This is a genomic window from Anabaena sp. UHCC 0399 (assembly GCF_034931465.1).
Classification (GTDB): domain Bacteria; phylum Cyanobacteriota; class Cyanobacteriia; order Cyanobacteriales; family Nostocaceae; genus Trichormus; species Trichormus minutissimus.
The window spans coordinates 41,674-57,725 of the sequence record NZ_JAYGGZ010000018.1 but is presented as its reverse complement, the minus strand read 5'-3'; the positions used below and the strand labels follow the sequence as shown (position 1 = coordinate 57,725).

Sequence of the window (16,052 nt, the reverse complement as noted above, 5' to 3'; positions counted from 1 at the left end):
CTAGGTTGGGAAACCCGCCTACAGAACTTTCCGCAAAATCTAAAATCCCTACTCCCCAGCCGTCGGTAGCCTGGGATGCTGGGTTGAATATTTAGCCACTAAGTTGGAAATCTCCGGATTATACAGTCGCAGATAATTCCAATAATTACCAAATACTTGCCGGACGTAATTTTTGGTTTCACCAAAAGGAATGGCTTCCACAAACTCATCTGGATCTTGGTTTGGTATAGTTTGCAACCATCGGGAAACATTGCCAGGGCCAGCATTGTAACTAGCGATCGCTAACATGGAATTATTGTTATATTGCTCATGGGTATGATCTAAATACCATGTTCCCAGCATGATATTGTCGTTGGGATTTTCTAAATCAATGGTCTTGTTATCTAGCTTAATTTTAGAAACTATCCATTTACCAGTTTCTGGCATCACCTGCATTAAGCCAGTCGCACCAGCCACAGATTTAATTTTCGGCTCAAATCGTGACTCCTGCCGCATCAAGGCTGTCACCAGTAAAGGATTAAGTTGACGATCAGATGACCATTTCTCAATTTCCCGCAGGTAGGGAAAGGGATAACGAGCTTGCCAGTAGGTAATCTGTTTGCTAAATTCCTGATATTGGGCTTGTTCTTCTGGCGTTTCCCGATCTTCTAATTTGGATATGAGGTTAATACCTGAGAGATTTTCACCCCGTGCCAGGCGCATTAAGCCTTCTGTAAATTGCTCTGGGATTGTAGGCTGCTGTTTATTGAGATATTCTGTTTCCCATTGCAACCACGCGTCTCGGTCTTGTCCCAACAGATACAATTCTTTAAAGCTGTCCGAACCAGCAGGCGGGATAGGACGCTGATGGGGAACTACTTCGGGTTTGAGTTGGCGGACGTTTTTAAAGTCACCCACATTCAACCCCAACATATTCGCCGATCGCCAGGCATAGTAAGAGTAAGGAAAGTTGCTAATTACATACTCATAAGCTGTTTTTGCTTCTTGTTCTTTGCCTAGGTTATTTGCCCATTTACCCACCCAAAAACCGGCTCTGGGAGCTAAAATACTGTTTGGGTTTTCGGTGACAATTGGTGTAGCCCATTTCCAAGCTGTGGCATAATCTCTAGCTTTGGCTTTTTCTTGGGCAATCTTCCAACGATATTCTGCCGCTTCCTCAGACTTACTGTACTGAGTTATGAGTTGTTGCCAAGTTTGTTGGGCTGATTTATTGTCGTTAAGAGCTTGAAAAATTTCCGCTTTTTTAACTACGGCTTGACTAGCTTGCTCTGGGAATTTAACAATTACTCGGTCAAGATAGGGTAGAGCGTTCTTTCTCGGATTAGCCATCTCTGCCAGACGCAATAGACCCGTACCTGTTTCTCTGGCTTCTGGGAATTGCTCTGCTAGTTGATTATAAGTGGCGATCGCCTTTTCTCTATCTTTGCCGCCTACTTGCAATCCCCGCGCCGTCCGGTAGAGGTTACGGGCAGTTTTAGGGGCGTTGGCATAAGCAGTAGCCGCTTTGGTAAATTGATTGTTGTCCCAGTAAGCTGTGCCAATGGTTTCCCAGTCTGCTGCTTTGAGATTCGGCTGTTTGACTAGCTGATCTAATACCCCCACTATCCCCGGCTGGTTATAGGCATATTTAGCCAAAATTAACTGCAATGGGGGCTGATTGGGATTCTCTTGCAGACGCTTCCTGATAATTTCCCAGGTGAGAGGATTAGAAGGAAATTGAGCGATCGCTGAATCATGTAGCTTTGGTTGAGCAATCAGATACTTGGCTTTGACTACCGCCGCTTCCTGGGGATATTGTTTTAGTACCTGTTGCCTTAAATCGGAAGCCTTACCATCTTGATTTAACAGATCCTGGGCTTGGGCTTGTTTGAGCAAGATATAAGGCGCGAGGACAGGATAATCTTTCTCTAGACCTGTTAGCAGTTCTAGAGCTTTTTGTCCTTGTTTGGTATCTATATAATCACTCGCCAATAGGTAACGCGCCCGTTCTCTGTCTGGTGAACGACCATTTTGTGAGATTTCTGCTAACTTTGCTGATCGTTCTGGTACAGATTGTGATATTAGTGGGAACACAGATGAGTTAGCCTTGCTGGCATCAGATAGCTGCTCTGTCTGATTTGACGACAGATTGAGCCATTGCCCCAAAGATTTGCCAATCTGCGGTGCTGATACCATCGCCCCAGCAGAAAAGGCAAACAGTGCTGCGCCAGCGATTAAAGGAATTGGTTTTTGTTGTAGTTTCTTCAGCATGGATACTCGCTGAGAAGTGCCAATGAATTTCTTGAAACTCTAGCATTCCTTGCCATGAGTGTAATCACCTCTTCACTAGAGATTTTTAATTTTCGGAAAAATATATCAATCTATCGATGTTAGCGTTGTTTTTATTTTTAGTTGCTTAGTAATGGCGCTCGCCGAACGTTGATCAGATACTATAGCCTAGGTTAGGGCGGAGCATCGTTGCTCAAAGCTATAAAGGTTAACAAAGTTCTTCACTAACCAAACGAAACGTCCAACCACTGCCATAAACTAATTCCATCAACAGTTGATGTATAAACGATAATTATCAGATAATCATTTGCCAACCTCCAGTCAACGCCAAACAGATGCAGCATATCGAAGAAAAAACCGCTCTCAAATTTCTAGACTTATTTTGTGGCATTGGCGGGTTTCGTATTGCAGCAGAAATTGTTTGTCAAGAGCGAAATTTTGAACCAGTCTGCGTTTTTTCAAGTGATATAGATCCTGATGCTCAAAAAGCATACGCAGCTAACTTCGGAGAAAAACCCGCAGGCGACATTACCAAGATAGATGCTCAAGAAATTCCTGAACATGATATTTTGTTTGCAGGGTTTCCGTGCCAACCCTTCAGTATATGCGGAGACATGAAAGGTTTTGATGATATACGGGGTACTCTATTTTTTGAAATCGCCCGTATATTGCAAGCGAAACAGCCTCAAGCCTTTATTCTTGAGAATGTCAAACAGCTAAAGGGACACAATCAAGGTCAAACACTCAGGCGAATCATAGAGACTCTTAGCAGTTTAGGATACTATACTGACTATCGCATTCTTAACGCGCTGGATTTTGGTGTGCCACAGAAGCGCGATCGCATTTTTATTATTGGCTTCCGTAACCCAGTTGATTTCCTTTGGCCTGAAGGTGGTGTTCCTATGAAGCCGCTTTTGCAAATTTTGGCAGATGAAGTACCAGATTTCTATTATGCTTCTGAAAAAATCAGGAATAGCCGTATAGAAAAAAGAAAGGGGAAGCAGCAGTATAGCGAGATGACTATCTGGCATGAAAACAAGGGCGGGAATATTAGTGCATATCCCTATTCTTGCGCTTTAAGAGCAGGCGCATCCTATAATTACCTATTAGTCAATGGTGAAAGAAGACTGACAGAACGCGAAATGTTACGACTTCAAGGCTTCCCTGATTCCTACAAGATAGTTGGTAGTTATCAAGCTGTGAGAAAGCAAGCTGGGAATGCGGTGGCTGTTCCTTGTGTTGCGGCTGTTATCCGCTCGGTTCTAGATGCAATGACAAAAACTGTCACCGAATCCAAAATACTCAAGTCTAATACAAATAGAGAATTGAATGTGATGCTTGAGCCTGCTGCCAGCATATATACAGCCAGTGGAGCGTGAATATGCCGACAGTTGAAGATGCCAAAGAACGATTAGACAGCATAATCAACAAGGGACGGGTTGACCTTTATAAACCAATTCAAATTGCCGAAGTGCTGAGACGATCACGAATAAATGGCGATATTAACATCCAAGACACAAGCACATATCAAAATCCCTCAGTTCGTTGGCGAGATGAAGTGACAAGGTGCTTATTGGGCAAAGTTTCCACATCCTCAGCGAGATACCAGCATGATGTGTGGAATATTACCGCCATGTATCCTGAACTGCTCACAGTTCTTGACACTGAAAACAAGCGAACTCAAGGCGGTGTAGAGCGTTATATCTACTTACGATTTAATGAACGGCAAAAAACTATTGCCAGCATTATCGCTTTCGTGGAGACTACATCCCCACATGATTTTCAGTTAAGTGTTTTACTTGACAAATTCATCAAACAAAAAGGTATTAGACGCAGCATTGACAAAGCTTATGAAATTGTCACCTATAGCCTCTTTGAAACAATCGTGGTTGCTCTTGGCACAACGATAAAAGTCAGTATTCCCCCTGAAAACAAGGAATTGCTTGCCGAGTTCTCTGATTTAACGCGTGTTCTGCTTGGTCTGGAAGCAGGAAAAGAACGTTGGGAATTTCCTGCTCATGTGTATCGTGTGGGTGTCACTAATGCCGCAGACAGGGGTTTGGATATGTGGGCTAATTTCGGACCTGCAATTCAAGTTAAACACCTGACACTTGATAACAAATTGGCTCAAACCATTATTGACCAGGTAGAATGTGACAACATTGTAATTGTATGTCGTGATGCTGACGCAGCAGTAATTAAAGTTGTCACTCAGCAAATCAGTTGGGGCTTGCGCGTGCGCGGAATTGTGTGCGAGTCTGAATTAATTCAGTGGTATGAACGTTGCTTGCGCGGTAAATTTGCCGAACAACTAGCAAATCCTCTGATTGAACGTCTAGCAGATAGCTTCAAATCAGAGTTTCCACAAGCTAATGCTATTGTGAATTTCTTAGAAGAGCGTGGGTATCTTTCAATACCTGTGGATGCAATGTGGGTGACAGAAATTGATGCGAAATCTTAGCATACATACACAATATTGACCGCAAAATTAATTGCATTCAGCACTTATGAACGTCTTGCTAGTGCTGGTGTCTTTCCTTTCAACCCAATCATCAATTTGAGCATAAAGACTTTCAGCAAAGGTACGCGCTGCAAACACCATAAACCCAAACGACGTACAAACACCACTGGCGGGAATTGATTAGAAAACATCCGATCTAACAAATCAGTAAATCCTAAAATTGTCAGATTCTCTTTTTGTCGCCAACGTTCATACTGCTTGAGTATCTGAAGATTACCAATATCTGCACCTGCTTGATGCGCTGTTTGGATAACTTGCGCTAAGGCTGCTGCATCCCGAATGCCCAAATTTAGCCCTTGTCCGCCGACAGGATGACAATTGTGTGCTGCATCACCCACCAAAGCCAAACGCGGAAGGACATAACGATCGCTTTGCATGAGTTGTACTGGAAACACAAAGCGATCGCCTAATAATTCTAATTTGCCCATATGCTGTCCAAATCTGCGGCTAAGTTCTTGTAAAAATTGCTCGTCATCTAAAGCACACAAGGCTTGGGCTTCTGCATGGGGGGCTGTCCAGACGATGCGGCAACGATTTCCTGGTAAGGGTAAAATTGCAAAGGGGCCACTTGTCCAAAATCTTTCGTAAGCAGTATCATTGTGGGTTTTTTCTGGTTTCACAAAGGCTACAATGCAAGACTGCCAATACTTCCAGCCGTGAGTTTTAATTCCAGCCCCTTGGCGAATGGGCGATCGCGATCCATCAGCCGCTACAAGTAATTTGCTCTTAACGGTTTTTACTTGTTCACCAATTTTAATATTGATGACTACCTCATCTGCCTGGTACTTTGTATTCACCACCTCAGCCGGACAAAGATAAGTCACATTTGAGCAATTGTGGACAAACTCCTGTAAAGGTTCTAGCAGTGCTTGGTGTTCTGCTACGTAACCTAATTCTGGTGTGTCTTTACTGATGTCGGTGGTTGCAAACTCCACCACATCAGGATAATCAGCATCAGACAGGCGGACTTGGCGATATTTGGCAATTTGAGGCAAGATTTTATCCCAAATGCCAATGCCTTGGTAAATTAACGCCGATAGCATATGAATTGCGTAGGCTTGCCCTTTGGTGACTGCTAAAGACGCGACTTTAGCCTCAATTAGTAGGATGTTTAAGCCAGAATCTTTTAAAGCTGAAGCCAGGGTTAAGCCGACAATTCCACCGCCGACAATTACCAAATCATAATCATACACCTGCAAGTCTGGCGGTGTCGGTTGAGGGGTAGTAATTTGATTAAGCTGGGTTAGTGGCATTGTGAAGAGAAGTTAAGCAATTTTAATTACTATTCTGACGCGATCGCTGTGTTTAGAGCAAGTGACATTAATAGGGAATAGGGAATTTTGGATTTTGGATTAAAACCCAATCCAAAATCCACTCATTGAATAGCCCAATGCCCAAAACTTACGTTATTAGAGTGGACATCTAGAACGATATGATGGGAAAGTAGCTTGTTGTACTTTCCGAGGGTACTATCCCAATGCTCTCTACACTACGTGCTGATTTTCGTATCATCTTTGAACGTGACCCTGCTGCTCGTAACTTGCTGGAGGTCTTGTTTTGTTACCCCGGTTTACAAGCCCTGATTTTGCATCGATTGGCTCACTGGCTGCATAATATTGGTCTTCCTTTTATCCCCCGTCTGATTTCTCACATCGCTCGGTTTTTGACTGGCATCGAAATTCACCCAGGCGCAACTATCGGACAGGGTGTATTTATTGACCACGGAATGGGGGTAGTAATTGGTGAGACAGCTATCATCGGTGATTATGCCCTGATTTATCAAGGTGTCACCTTGGGAGGAACGGGTAAAGAAAGCGGCAAACGTCACCCAACCTTGGGAGAGAATGTTGTTGTCGGTGCAGGTGCTAAAGTATTAGGCAATATTCTCATCGGTAATAGTGTCCGCATTGGTGCTGGGTCTGTTGTGTTGCGGGATGTTCCTTCAGATTGCACTGTTGTAGGGATACCTGGCCGGATCGTTTATCGTTCAGGAGTGCGAGTTGCACCTCTAGAACACAGTAATTTACCAGATTCAGAGGCGGAAGTCATCCGCGCGTTGGTTAATCGTATTGAAGCATTAGAAGACCAAATACAAACTCTACAGCGTCAACAATCTACTACTAAAACTCCAGTCTTGGTAAATTACGTAGTTAAAGACGGTGAAGCATTACAAGCAGCTCCTGTATGTAGCCTCAGAGATAAAGCAATACAACAGTTCTTTGATGGAGCAGGGATTTAGAATGGGGAATAGGGATTGGGTAAAACTTCACTTTTGTCTTCACCCAAATCCCTAAACTCCTAAACCTACGAATAATTTCTCGATATTTATAGGTTCTCTCTCACTGATGCAAGTCCCTAACAGCCAATTTGGGATAATAATTTATTTTTTGGTATTCCTTTATCCCTCTGAAGAATTGGATGGCGGAATTATACCCAACTGCTGCATGAGGGCAAAAGTGTCGCCTTGTCCCCAATGTTCTACAATCTTACCGTTGACAACACGATCAATGTGAACAACTGAAAATTTGACCTGTTTAGCCGTCGATGGAATACCCATCAAATCTCCCTGATGTGTGCCGATGAAGATTCCGCAAGTAACAACTTTATCGCCTTCTGCAATCACTTCTTCCAAGGTATGGCGACCATCTGGAAATGCGGTAAACATCATCATTCCATATTGCATCACCGCATCTAAGCCTTTGAGGGGGAGTCCATTCAACCCTCGGCTCACAATATCAGGGGACATTAATTCTCGTGCTTGCTCAACATCTTGTTGGTCAAATACTTCATAGAATTTCCGGACAATTGCCTTATTCTGTTCTAGCGACATAGTTTTTTTTGCAACAAAAGTGTCTTTTTGTGACTCTACTGTGCAAGTTAATAATTTGCATTGACTTGGGTTAAGAGATTTCTTTGTGATAAAGTCTTCGTTTTAAACGGCTCAGAGATTCTGGCTCAATGCCAAGATGCGAGGCAAGATAATATTGTGGAATGCGCTGTAAGAGTTTTGGCTCGGTTTTCAAGAAATTGACATAACGCTGCTCAGGCGAATCTCTATACAGGGAAAGTAAGCAATCGCGCAACTGAAAAGCCAAGTCTTCCACCACAAGCCTTAGTAATTTCTGACCGTCCGGTAACGTTTCTAAAACTTTGATCGCTTGTGTATTGACGATGAGTACCTCAGAGTCTGCGATCGCCTGACAGGAAAAACAAGCAGGTCTTCTCCTTCGCAAACTCTCATAATCGCCCAACGTGTGCTGTTCAGGGTGAAAAAATAGTGTGAGTTCTTTGCCGTCTTTAAGGAAGAATGTTCTTAAACAGCCTTTCAACGTCAACCCCACGAAATCACAAATATCACCTTCTCGAAATAGAAATTCTCCTTGATGAACTTTTCTTGACTCTAAAAGAGGTTCAACAAGTGTTAAGTCAATTTGGCATTGTGGAAAAAGTTGCTGAATAAACGAGTGTAGCAGTTCATACATTTATTTAATCTGGCTTGAACTTTTGGCACTTGTGCATCCTTAATTTTCAATGCTGGTCTCACTCTTTAAGGATTAACTTCCTGGGTAGACCATGCTTGATTTTCATCACAATCATAAATACGGCGATTTTGCGGTTCGCCACGTAATTCTAGGTGGTCTACTTGTATGGGGTCTAGTAAAAGTAGGCAAAAATTAGTCAATGGTCGATCAGGATCTGGTGGTGGCGGTTCAAAGGCTGCTTTTTCTGCTTTGGGTTCGCCGGGATCAGGCCAAGCAAATTGTAAGCGTGCAGCATCACTTAACTCTTGCCACATAGTAATCCTGGCTAGTTGGAGATGAGGCTGAGATTCATCACTGCTCACCAAAGTCAAATTACCAGCAAGCCGAAATTGTTCTCGTGTTTTAGGAAAATACCAACAAGCTTCTGCCCAAGGGTTCTGCTGTATCTGGTCAATTTTATGGCTACGGCGATCGCTAATAAATTTTAGCTGATTGCTTTCTGCCAAAAAACCACGAAAAACAACTGTACGATTAGCTGGACGACCGTTAGCTTTGACTGTTGCTAGTTGCAGGTAACGGGCGTAAACAAGGCTACGGTTGCGGTGCAGTGCATGGGCGATCGCGCTTCGCCAAGGAGCTAGTGACATGATTAAGTTTCGTTGCAATTTATCCAGACCAATATTTAGCGCAAAGTAGGACAATTAGCAATCTTTTCGTTGAATCTAATTGTTTGATAGTCCCAATTGTGTATTTGAATTGCGATCGCGGACAAGCTAAATTTTCCCCATACCCATGATTTTTATATTTCAATACTGCTAATAATTGCAACTCAGTATATAAGCTTTCTGGGTAGGAAAAGTCATTATACACCATAAATATATGTGGCAATTTGTACAGTCATGGCATAGCGTAAAGTGGAAAATTTTTCAAGCTTTTATCCTCCATCCACTTGGCGTATAGTCGTAATCTGTTCACAAGCAACAACACTTTTGATATGGTTCGAGAGCTGGAAATCAAACGTCAGGGTGCAAGGTTTCCCGAAACCGCGCCAGCAGCTAATCCTGTATTTTTTAGAACTTATAGCCGCCGCACAACGGCAGGTTTAAGAGAAACTTGGGATGAAGTGTGCGATCGCACTATCCAAGGTTTAGTGGAATTAGGTAAACTGACTCCACAAGAAGCAGCTACCTTAGAAAAAACTCAACGCCAACTTAAATCTTTACCCAGTGGACGCTGGTTGTGGGTAGGCGGTACAGATTGGATCACCAAACCAAAAAACTTTTCTGGTGCGTATAATTGCACCTCTACCAATCTCCAGGATTGGAAAGCCTTTGGGTTGATGATGAATCTAGCCATGATGGGCTGCGGGACGGGAGCAGTCATAGAACCGCAGTATATTAATCAACTGCCCCCCATCCGTAATCGTCTTCATGTAATTGTACAGGGAGATGTTGGTAATACAACTAAAGATTTACGTCGTGAATATACACAAACCCATATAGAAGGCAACAGCGTTACGGTTTATGTCGGAGATAGCCGGGAAGGTTGGGTGGCATCCTACCAAACGATCTTAGAACTCTCCACAGATACAAGATTTACTGATGAAGTCCAAATAACGGTTGATGTTAGCGATGTCCGTCAAGCCGGGGAAACCTTGAAAGGCTTTGGTGGCGTGGCGAATCCTGTGAAATTACCTGGACTATATCAGCGTTGTGCAGCGATTCTCAATAAAGCTGTTGGTAGACAATTAAATTCTGTGGAATGCTGTCTATTAATTGACGAAGCTGCTGTCACCATAGTCGCTGGTAATATTCGGCGTTGTCTCCCAGAGGATGCTTTGGTTCATACATCCAAAGGTTTAGTTCCCATTCGTGATGTACAAGTGGGTGACTTGGTGCAAACGCCCTTGGGATTCCGGGCTGTTGTGGATAAATTTGACCAAGGATTCCAAGATGTCTACGAAATTGAAACCAATGCTACTTACCCCAGAGCAACTTTAAACCATCGGCAAGCAGTGCTAGCAGATACTCAGGGAGGCATTGTTTGGAAATATGTTAACAGTTTAGTAGCAGGCGATCGCTTACTCCATAGCAAGCAAGTTTTACCAGGTACAGTTACCCATCTACCGCCTGACTTTACCGAATCTCGACCTTCCCAAAGTCGCACAGCTAAGACCTTTGTTGTTCCCGAACTAACTGCGGAAGTAGCTTGGCTAATAGGGTTGACTCATGGTGATGGTTATGTGGCTCTTGGTCGCAATAAATACGATAAGCCCTACGGACGTGTTGAGTGGTCGATGAACAGCTTAGATTCCGAAGTGACCGGCAGAATTCAATCAAAAATTGATGCTGCTTTAGCTTTATTTGGCTTGAGTGCGGTTCACAGCGTAACCAAAGGCGAAAACACAGCTAAATCCATCTGTTCATCAATTCGCCTAGCTGAGTATTTTCATCGTTACATCAAGCAGCCCAATGTTCCTCTAACAGTGCCTAGCTTTATTTTGCAAGGTTCAGTAGATATCCGGGCTGCTTATCTTGCGGGTTTAGTGGACAGCGATGGCGGTGTGAATAACCGACCGCCTCATTTAGTGACTTCAGTTTATCGGTCATTTATCAGACAAGTAAGTGTAGTTCTATCCAGCTTGGGTATTGCTGGTAGACTGACCACAACTTATCCGCAAAATTCCACTTGGCAAGTTAAGTACAACTTGACAATTCCCGCACTCAAGGAGCGTTATAACAGTCTAATTGCGCCCCACTCAACTAAAGGTGAATTACGCCAAGGCTTAAAGATGTATGGTTTCACCGTTCCTGGTGCAGTCATGCGGGAAGCTTACACCTACAGCGAAATACGGGAGATGGGTTTTCAAGGTTCTCGGACTGTAGATGCCAATTACGAACGTTACATTGCTGAGGCGGATATTTCCTTAGATATTCCTGTCACTGTTAAAGCATTGGGCAGTTACGATCATGTCCAAACTTATGATATTGAAGTGGAAGAAGCTCATTGTTTCTACTGCGATGGCTATTTGACGCATAACAGTGCAGGTATGCGCCAGTTCATATCTGAAGATCAATTAGGGGCATCTGCCAAAGATAACCTATGGCAACAAGATGAGAATGGTAACTGGCGCATTGATCCTGAGCGTGATTCTTTACGGATGGCGAACCACACAAGAGTTTTTCACCGCAAGCCAACATTAGAAGAGTGCGTTGATGCTGTTCGTAAACAATATTACAGTGGTGAAGGTGCAATTCAGTGGGCTGGTGAAGCCGTTGCTAGAGCTAACTGTGATTTGTTAACTACACAAGCTTTGAAAGTTGATTTCTTAAAAGCTTACGAACAAGGAACAGCTAAAGACTGGTTGCAAGCACGACATCCTGATCTTGATGCTAATGAGCTAGAACATCGCTTGGCTCGTTATGGTTTAAATCCGTGTGGTAAGTAATTTTGCCTCACGTTAAACACCGGGGAAAATCGGTGAACCCTGTGATTGGGAATACCGAGGTAATCAGAGGAATTCAAGCACCTTTGACACCGTACAGACTAGAGAGTGAACACTTTATCAATTCAAAGTAAATTATAAATTGATAAAGAATATAATCTGGGTTTTACCTCTGTTTTTTAGAACAGCTCCACGAGTCTCCGGCTACTAATAAAATTGCTAATTATTAGTAGAAAATATAGTCGGATCTGCGAGGAATTAGAACTCGTAGAACTAGAGGATAAAGAGCCTCTGGGTTAACAAAAATGGAAATTATTGGTAGCGACTTCCACTGTAATCTATCTGAGATACATCTCAATCAAATTGACCCATTAAACCATAAAGAACAGGAGGAAGCTTTCACGGCTGGGGCATTATCTGTAGCGGCACTTTTAAATCATCAATTCCAAGAACCACGCTATCAATATAGTCGGGAATTAGACCCAATTGTTGGGGTTTCTTTTACTGGTTTATTTGATTTCTTTGTCCATGCTTTTGGTGTGGATTGGCTGCGGTGGTGGGAAGCAGGTAGACCTGAAACACCTCAAGGATTGGAATTTAAATACAAAGAAGCAAAATACTTAACTGATTGGAAAGAGATTGTGCAGCGTGTAGTTTGGGATTATTGCGATCGCCATAATATTAAACGCCCAAATCGTTGTACAACAGTCCAACCCAGTGGCACAAAATCGCTGTTAACTGGTGCTAGTCCCGGATGGCATCCCCCCAAAGCGCAACGGTTTATTCGCCGCATCACTTGCCGTAAAAATGACCCAGTGGCTTTAGCTTGTCTGGAATACGGTTACAGTATCATTCCCTCCCAATCAGATAAAGATGAAAAGGGGAATTTACTCGATGATCCGTTTGATCCACGGGTGACTGAATGGCTAGTGGAAATCCCTGTGGCTGTATCTTGGGCTGATTTACCTGGTGCTGATGTGATTGATATCAGCAAATTTAATGCGATCGCGCAAATGGATTTCTATATGCAGGTGCAGAAATTCTACGTCACTCACAACACCTCTGCCACGATCGAGTTGCGAGAACATGAAGTAGAAACTCTAGGAACTCGCATTTGGGAAGCGATTCAAAATGATGAAGGCTACATGAGTGCAGCACTATTAGCTAGATTTGATGATCATCAAACCTTCCCGCGTTTGCCATTTGAGCCAATCTCCAAGCAGGAGTATGAGCAGATGTTGCAAGCAGTAGCATCACGCCGCAAAACCGATGATTTCTATGCTGTCTTAAGTCGCTACGACTTCGGCGATTTAATGGAAGTCGGCCCCGCAGGTTGTGACTCTGATAAGTGCATGATGCCTGAACAAAGTCCAAATTAATACACGAATCTAAGCAGTGGGATGCAAATTTCATGCCACTGCTTTCAAAGGTACACTCTAGGATTTGAAATCTTCTGGATGTTCACACTTAAACTCAGCTTTACTATTCAGCAAATCATAGGATGCTCTAAAACAAAGCAAAATTTACACGTTACGATTAGTGAATAAATACTAATTTTCGCAAAATATTGCAGGAGAGTCTAAATGTTCATAGATGAATTATCACCAATATTTAAGCAACTGGTTCAACACCCAGCTTCCTTTTTTGGGGGGTTTGTCTCTGGTGTGCTGCGACTCAACCTTGCAGATGATCCCGTCAAAAGTTGGTTAGATAAACAAGTAGATGCTAACAGTAATTCTTTCCAAAGGAATGAAGCTCATAATGGTAAAGCAACTGGGCCTCAGTCAATCACTATTGAATGACGTTCTACCCGTCTGAAAGCTGGGATATTCACAAGAAGGCGGTTCTGCCGCCATGATTGTTATTTTGGAAGAGCAAATCCAACTGAACCGCAAGTTCTCAGGCACACCGCGTTTGCTTAAATGAGCGCGGTGTTCTCTCCTCTTAACTGTCACCTATCACCTATCACCTGTCACCTGTTAGAAGTTGCGGATCTACAATACAAATTGGAACTCTTTTATAAGCAGGTGTGCCACTTTGAGGATCAATTTTTGCTTTAAATAGAACATTAGCTTCAGGATAAAACATAAAAGCTACACCTTCAAGAATCGCCCCACAAATAATTTCAATATTTTCTAATATTCCCCTATCTCCTTTCACTGTTACTCGCTGGTGTTCCTCAAATCCTGCTTTTTTTACATCCAGAGGATTCATTAAAATGCAGTGACGATGGGGCATTGCTCGATATTTATCTTCATTACGATAAACTACAGTATTATGTTGACCATAGCTGCGTCCTATTCCTAAAATTACCACAATTCCTGGCTGATCTTCTGCTACACCAAATGCTGCTTTAGTTGGTAGTGATAATTGCGGTAAAGGTGTGACAAACATCTGCGCTTTGCCATCAGATGTGTGAAATTTAGGTTCATCTAAAATCCGCCCTTCAATCATAAATTCTTGTTTTGTTTGGTCAATTGTGCCAATTTTTTCATAACCAGGAATGGTTTTAGCAATTAATTCTCTCACATAAACTGTATCTTGCAATTTACGCCAATTTATCGGTGTTTCACCACGTAACCGATGAGCAATTTCGGTGATTAATTCTATTTCAGAAATTAGGTCAGCATCAGGTGGTTGCAGATGACTTTTACCTTCATCATTTAACCGCACAAAGTTATTACCAGATTCGGTTGTTGTTTTATGAGGATTTTCAAAGCGATTAAATACAGGTAGTATTAAAGTTTGCTGTTTAGCTAATCCGTGAAAATGTCCTAAATTGGGTTTAGTAGCAATATAAAAAATGGTTTCTATTTGCGATAATGCTTGTTTTGCTTGCTGTAAATCTGGGTTGGCTGCATACAAATTTCCTCCTAAACAAAACAGTGTATCTATCTTGCCTAATTCTGCTGCTGTTATTAAGTCACGGGTATGATAACCAGGTGTTTCATTTAAAGGTTTTCCTAATAGTTGAGATAGTGCTTGTTTGATTTCCTCTCGCAAGTGTACAGTGACACCCATTGAACCAAATCCTTGCACATTAGAATGTCCTCGAATGGGCATTGTCCCAGCACCAATTTTACCAGCGTTACCTGTAATTAAGGCTGTATTAGCAATACTAAAAATATTATCTACACCGTTAGCGTGTTGAGTTATTCCCATTGCCCAGGCAAAAACTACCCGTGTTGATTTACCAATTATATAAGCTGTTGCTGTGATTTCTTCTTTGGATAAACCACAGGTGTTAGTGATGTTATCCCAGGATATATTATTAGCGTAATTTATAACTTCTTGCCAATTTTGTGTATGGGATTTCAGATATTCTGTTTTGATCAAATGCTGTTCGATTAGAGATTTTTGTAACCCCACAAATAATGCAACATCACTACCAGGAATTGGTTGTAAATATAAAGAGGATATATCTGAACCACCTGTGAGTAGAGATTTGATAGGAAATGCAGGAGATGCAAATTTAACTAAACCGATTTCAATTTGGGGATTAATAATAATTACTTTACCGCCTCTTTCCCGCAATTTGATTAATTCGTTCATGAGTCGCGGATGATTTGCAGGTGCGTTAGAACCAATTAGAAGAATACAATCACTATGTTTTAGACTCTCTAGGCTGATCATTGATGTGCCTGAGCCAAAAACTTTTTTTAAACCCACTGTTGACGGTGCGTGACACAAATCTGAACAGTCTGCTAGATTATTACTACCTAGCGATCGCATTAGTAATTGTAGTAAATAGGCAGCTTCATTCGATGAACGTCCAGAACTATAGCTAGCAATCCGTGCTGGGCGTAAATTAAAGGCTTGTGTAGCAATGTGATAAACTTCTTCCCAGCTAATACGTTGATAATGAGATGAACCTGATCTGAGAATCAGAGGATAACTTAATCTACCCAAGCGATCGCATTCTTGAGAAGTCAGTTTTTGTAATTCACTAATGCTATGTTCTTGGAAAAAATACTGTTTAATTCCTGGTTGCAATTCCGCAGCGATCGCCTCTACGCTTTTAGCACAGCGTTGTAAATATTCCCCCGCTTCATTAACAAATCCCCCTTTTTGTCCACCCGTACCCCAGGCGCAGGATAAACACGCACTTTTATGATTGAGAGTTTGCCATAATTTTAATCCTTGTGGTGAGAGAGTTTGTTCTACCCAATACTGAATCACAGGTAAACCACCCCCAGCAGGGGAGCTAGACTTGCTTTGAGGTAAGTTATCCATACTTAGCTAAATCTCAACTCACTTAACTAACTAACTATTATTGCTAAAATTATCTGGTGTCGTAAGCTGTTCCAGAATAGAAATAAAAAGTTTCGCCCTAGTC

At 42.3% G+C, this 16,052-nt stretch carries 11 protein-coding genes and 1 pseudogene; 6 read left to right on the top strand and 6 right to left on the bottom strand.

The window, feature by feature from the left end; translation table 11 throughout:
* Window positions 1-48: 48 nt before the first annotated feature.
* A complete protein-coding gene (locus VB693_RS12065; RefSeq protein WP_323266484.1) occupies window positions 49-2,250 on the bottom strand; it encodes a transglycosylase SLT domain-containing protein in 2,202 nt (733 codons plus the stop codon).
* A gap of 353 nt (window positions 2,251-2,603) precedes the next feature.
* Between VB693_RS12065 and VB693_RS12060 the strand changes: the two genes are divergently transcribed.
* On the top strand, window positions 2,604-3,647 hold the full coding sequence (locus VB693_RS12060) for a DNA (cytosine-5-)-methyltransferase (protein ID WP_323266483.1): 1,044 nt from the start codon (window positions 2,604-2,606) through the stop codon (window positions 3,645-3,647).
* Between the two features lie 2 nt (window positions 3,648-3,649).
* A complete protein-coding gene (locus tag VB693_RS12055; protein WP_323266482.1) occupies window positions 3,650-4,729 on the top strand; it encodes a HaeII family restriction endonuclease in 1,080 nt (359 codons plus the stop codon).
* 44 nt (window positions 4,730-4,773) lie between these two features.
* On the opposite strand, the gene VB693_RS12050 is transcribed toward VB693_RS12055, so the two are convergent.
* Complete coding sequence (locus VB693_RS12050; RefSeq protein ID WP_323266481.1) at window positions 4,774-6,042, bottom strand: FAD-dependent hydroxylase; 1,269 nt, start codon at window positions 6,040-6,042, stop codon at window positions 4,774-4,776.
* Between the two features lie 224 nt (window positions 6,043-6,266).
* On the opposite strand from VB693_RS12050, the gene cysE reads away from it, so the two are divergent.
* Window positions 6,267-7,028 carry a serine O-acetyltransferase gene (cysE, locus tag VB693_RS12045; RefSeq protein WP_323266480.1) on the top strand — a complete coding sequence of 254 codons (762 nt, stop codon included), beginning with the start codon at window positions 6,267-6,269 and terminating at the stop codon, window positions 7,026-7,028.
* Between the two features lie 159 nt (window positions 7,029-7,187).
* Here the strand turns inward: cysE and VB693_RS12040 are convergent, their stop codons facing one another.
* The 3 genes from VB693_RS12040 to VB693_RS12030 form a co-directional block, all read right to left on the bottom strand.
* Window positions 7,188-7,619, bottom strand: a complete 432-nt coding sequence (locus VB693_RS12040; RefSeq protein ID WP_323266479.1) for an ester cyclase — start codon at window positions 7,617-7,619, stop codon at window positions 7,188-7,190.
* Between the two features lie 70 nt (window positions 7,620-7,689).
* On the bottom strand, window positions 7,690-8,271 hold the full coding sequence (locus VB693_RS12035; protein ID WP_323266478.1) for a Crp/Fnr family transcriptional regulator: 582 nt from the start codon (window positions 8,269-8,271) through the stop codon (window positions 7,690-7,692).
* 65 nt (window positions 8,272-8,336) lie between these two features.
* Window positions 8,337-8,918, bottom strand: coding sequence for an Npun_F5749 family FMN-dependent PPOX-type flavoprotein (locus VB693_RS12030; RefSeq protein ID WP_323266477.1), 582 nt, complete (start codon window positions 8,916-8,918; stop codon window positions 8,337-8,339).
* A gap of 347 nt (window positions 8,919-9,265) precedes the next feature.
* On the opposite strand from VB693_RS12030, the gene VB693_RS12025 reads away from it, so the two are divergent.
* The 3 genes and pseudogenes from VB693_RS12025 (at window position 9,266) to VB693_RS12015 (ending at window position 13,518) form a co-directional block, all read left to right on the top strand.
* Window positions 9,266-11,719 (top strand): LAGLIDADG family homing endonuclease, encoded by a 2,454-nt coding sequence (locus tag VB693_RS12025; RefSeq protein WP_416233386.1) that lies wholly within the window; start codon window positions 9,266-9,268, stop codon window positions 11,717-11,719.
* A gap of 305 nt (window positions 11,720-12,024) precedes the next feature.
* Window positions 12,025-13,095 (top strand): annotated as a pseudogene (nrdJ, locus tag VB693_RS12020) (ribonucleoside-triphosphate reductase, adenosylcobalamin-dependent); the annotation flags it as partial.
* Window positions 13,096-13,299: 204 nt separating this feature from the next.
* Window positions 13,300-13,518: a hypothetical protein gene (locus VB693_RS12015; protein WP_323266476.1), complete on the top strand. Its 219-nt coding sequence runs from the start codon at window positions 13,300-13,302 to the stop codon at window positions 13,516-13,518.
* Window positions 13,519-13,681: 163 nt separating this feature from the next.
* Here the strand turns inward: VB693_RS12015 and VB693_RS12010 are convergent, their stop codons facing one another.
* Entirely contained in the window at window positions 13,682-15,949 is a 2,268-nt protein-coding gene (locus VB693_RS12010) for an FdhF/YdeP family oxidoreductase (RefSeq protein ID WP_323266475.1), read from the bottom strand.
* Window positions 15,950-16,052: the final 103 nt, after the last annotated feature.

Excerpts from the sequence above, each read along its gene's own strand:
- VB693_RS12040 (WP_323266479.1), bottom strand. The coding sequence starts at position 7,619 with ATGTCGCTAGAACAGAATAAGGCAATTGTCCGGAAATTCTATGAAGTA.
- VB693_RS12060 (WP_323266483.1), top strand. The coding sequence starts at position 2,604 with ATGCAGCATATCGAAGAAAAAACCGCTCTCAAATTTCTAGACTTATTT.
- cysE (WP_323266480.1), top strand. The coding sequence starts at position 6,267 with ATGCTCTCTACACTACGTGCTGATTTTCGTATCATCTTTGAACGTGAC.
- VB693_RS12035 (WP_323266478.1), bottom strand. The coding sequence starts at position 8,271 with ATGTATGAACTGCTACACTCGTTTATTCAGCAACTTTTTCCACAATGC.
- VB693_RS12025 (WP_416233386.1), top strand. The coding sequence starts at position 9,266 with ATGGTTCGAGAGCTGGAAATCAAACGTCAGGGTGCAAGGTTTCCCGAA.
- VB693_RS12010 (WP_323266475.1), bottom strand. The coding sequence starts at position 15,949 with ATGGATAACTTACCTCAAAGCAAGTCTAGCTCCCCTGCTGGGGGTGGT.
- VB693_RS12050 (WP_323266481.1), bottom strand. The coding sequence starts at position 6,042 with ATGCCACTAACCCAGCTTAATCAAATTACTACCCCTCAACCGACACCG.
- VB693_RS12065 (WP_323266484.1), bottom strand. The coding sequence starts at position 2,250 with ATGCTGAAGAAACTACAACAAAAACCAATTCCTTTAATCGCTGGCGCA.
- VB693_RS12055 (WP_323266482.1), top strand. The coding sequence starts at position 3,650 with ATGCCGACAGTTGAAGATGCCAAAGAACGATTAGACAGCATAATCAAC.
- VB693_RS12015 (WP_323266476.1), top strand. The coding sequence starts at position 13,300 with ATGTTCATAGATGAATTATCACCAATATTTAAGCAACTGGTTCAACAC.
- VB693_RS12030 (WP_323266477.1), bottom strand. The coding sequence starts at position 8,918 with ATGTCACTAGCTCCTTGGCGAAGCGCGATCGCCCATGCACTGCACCGC.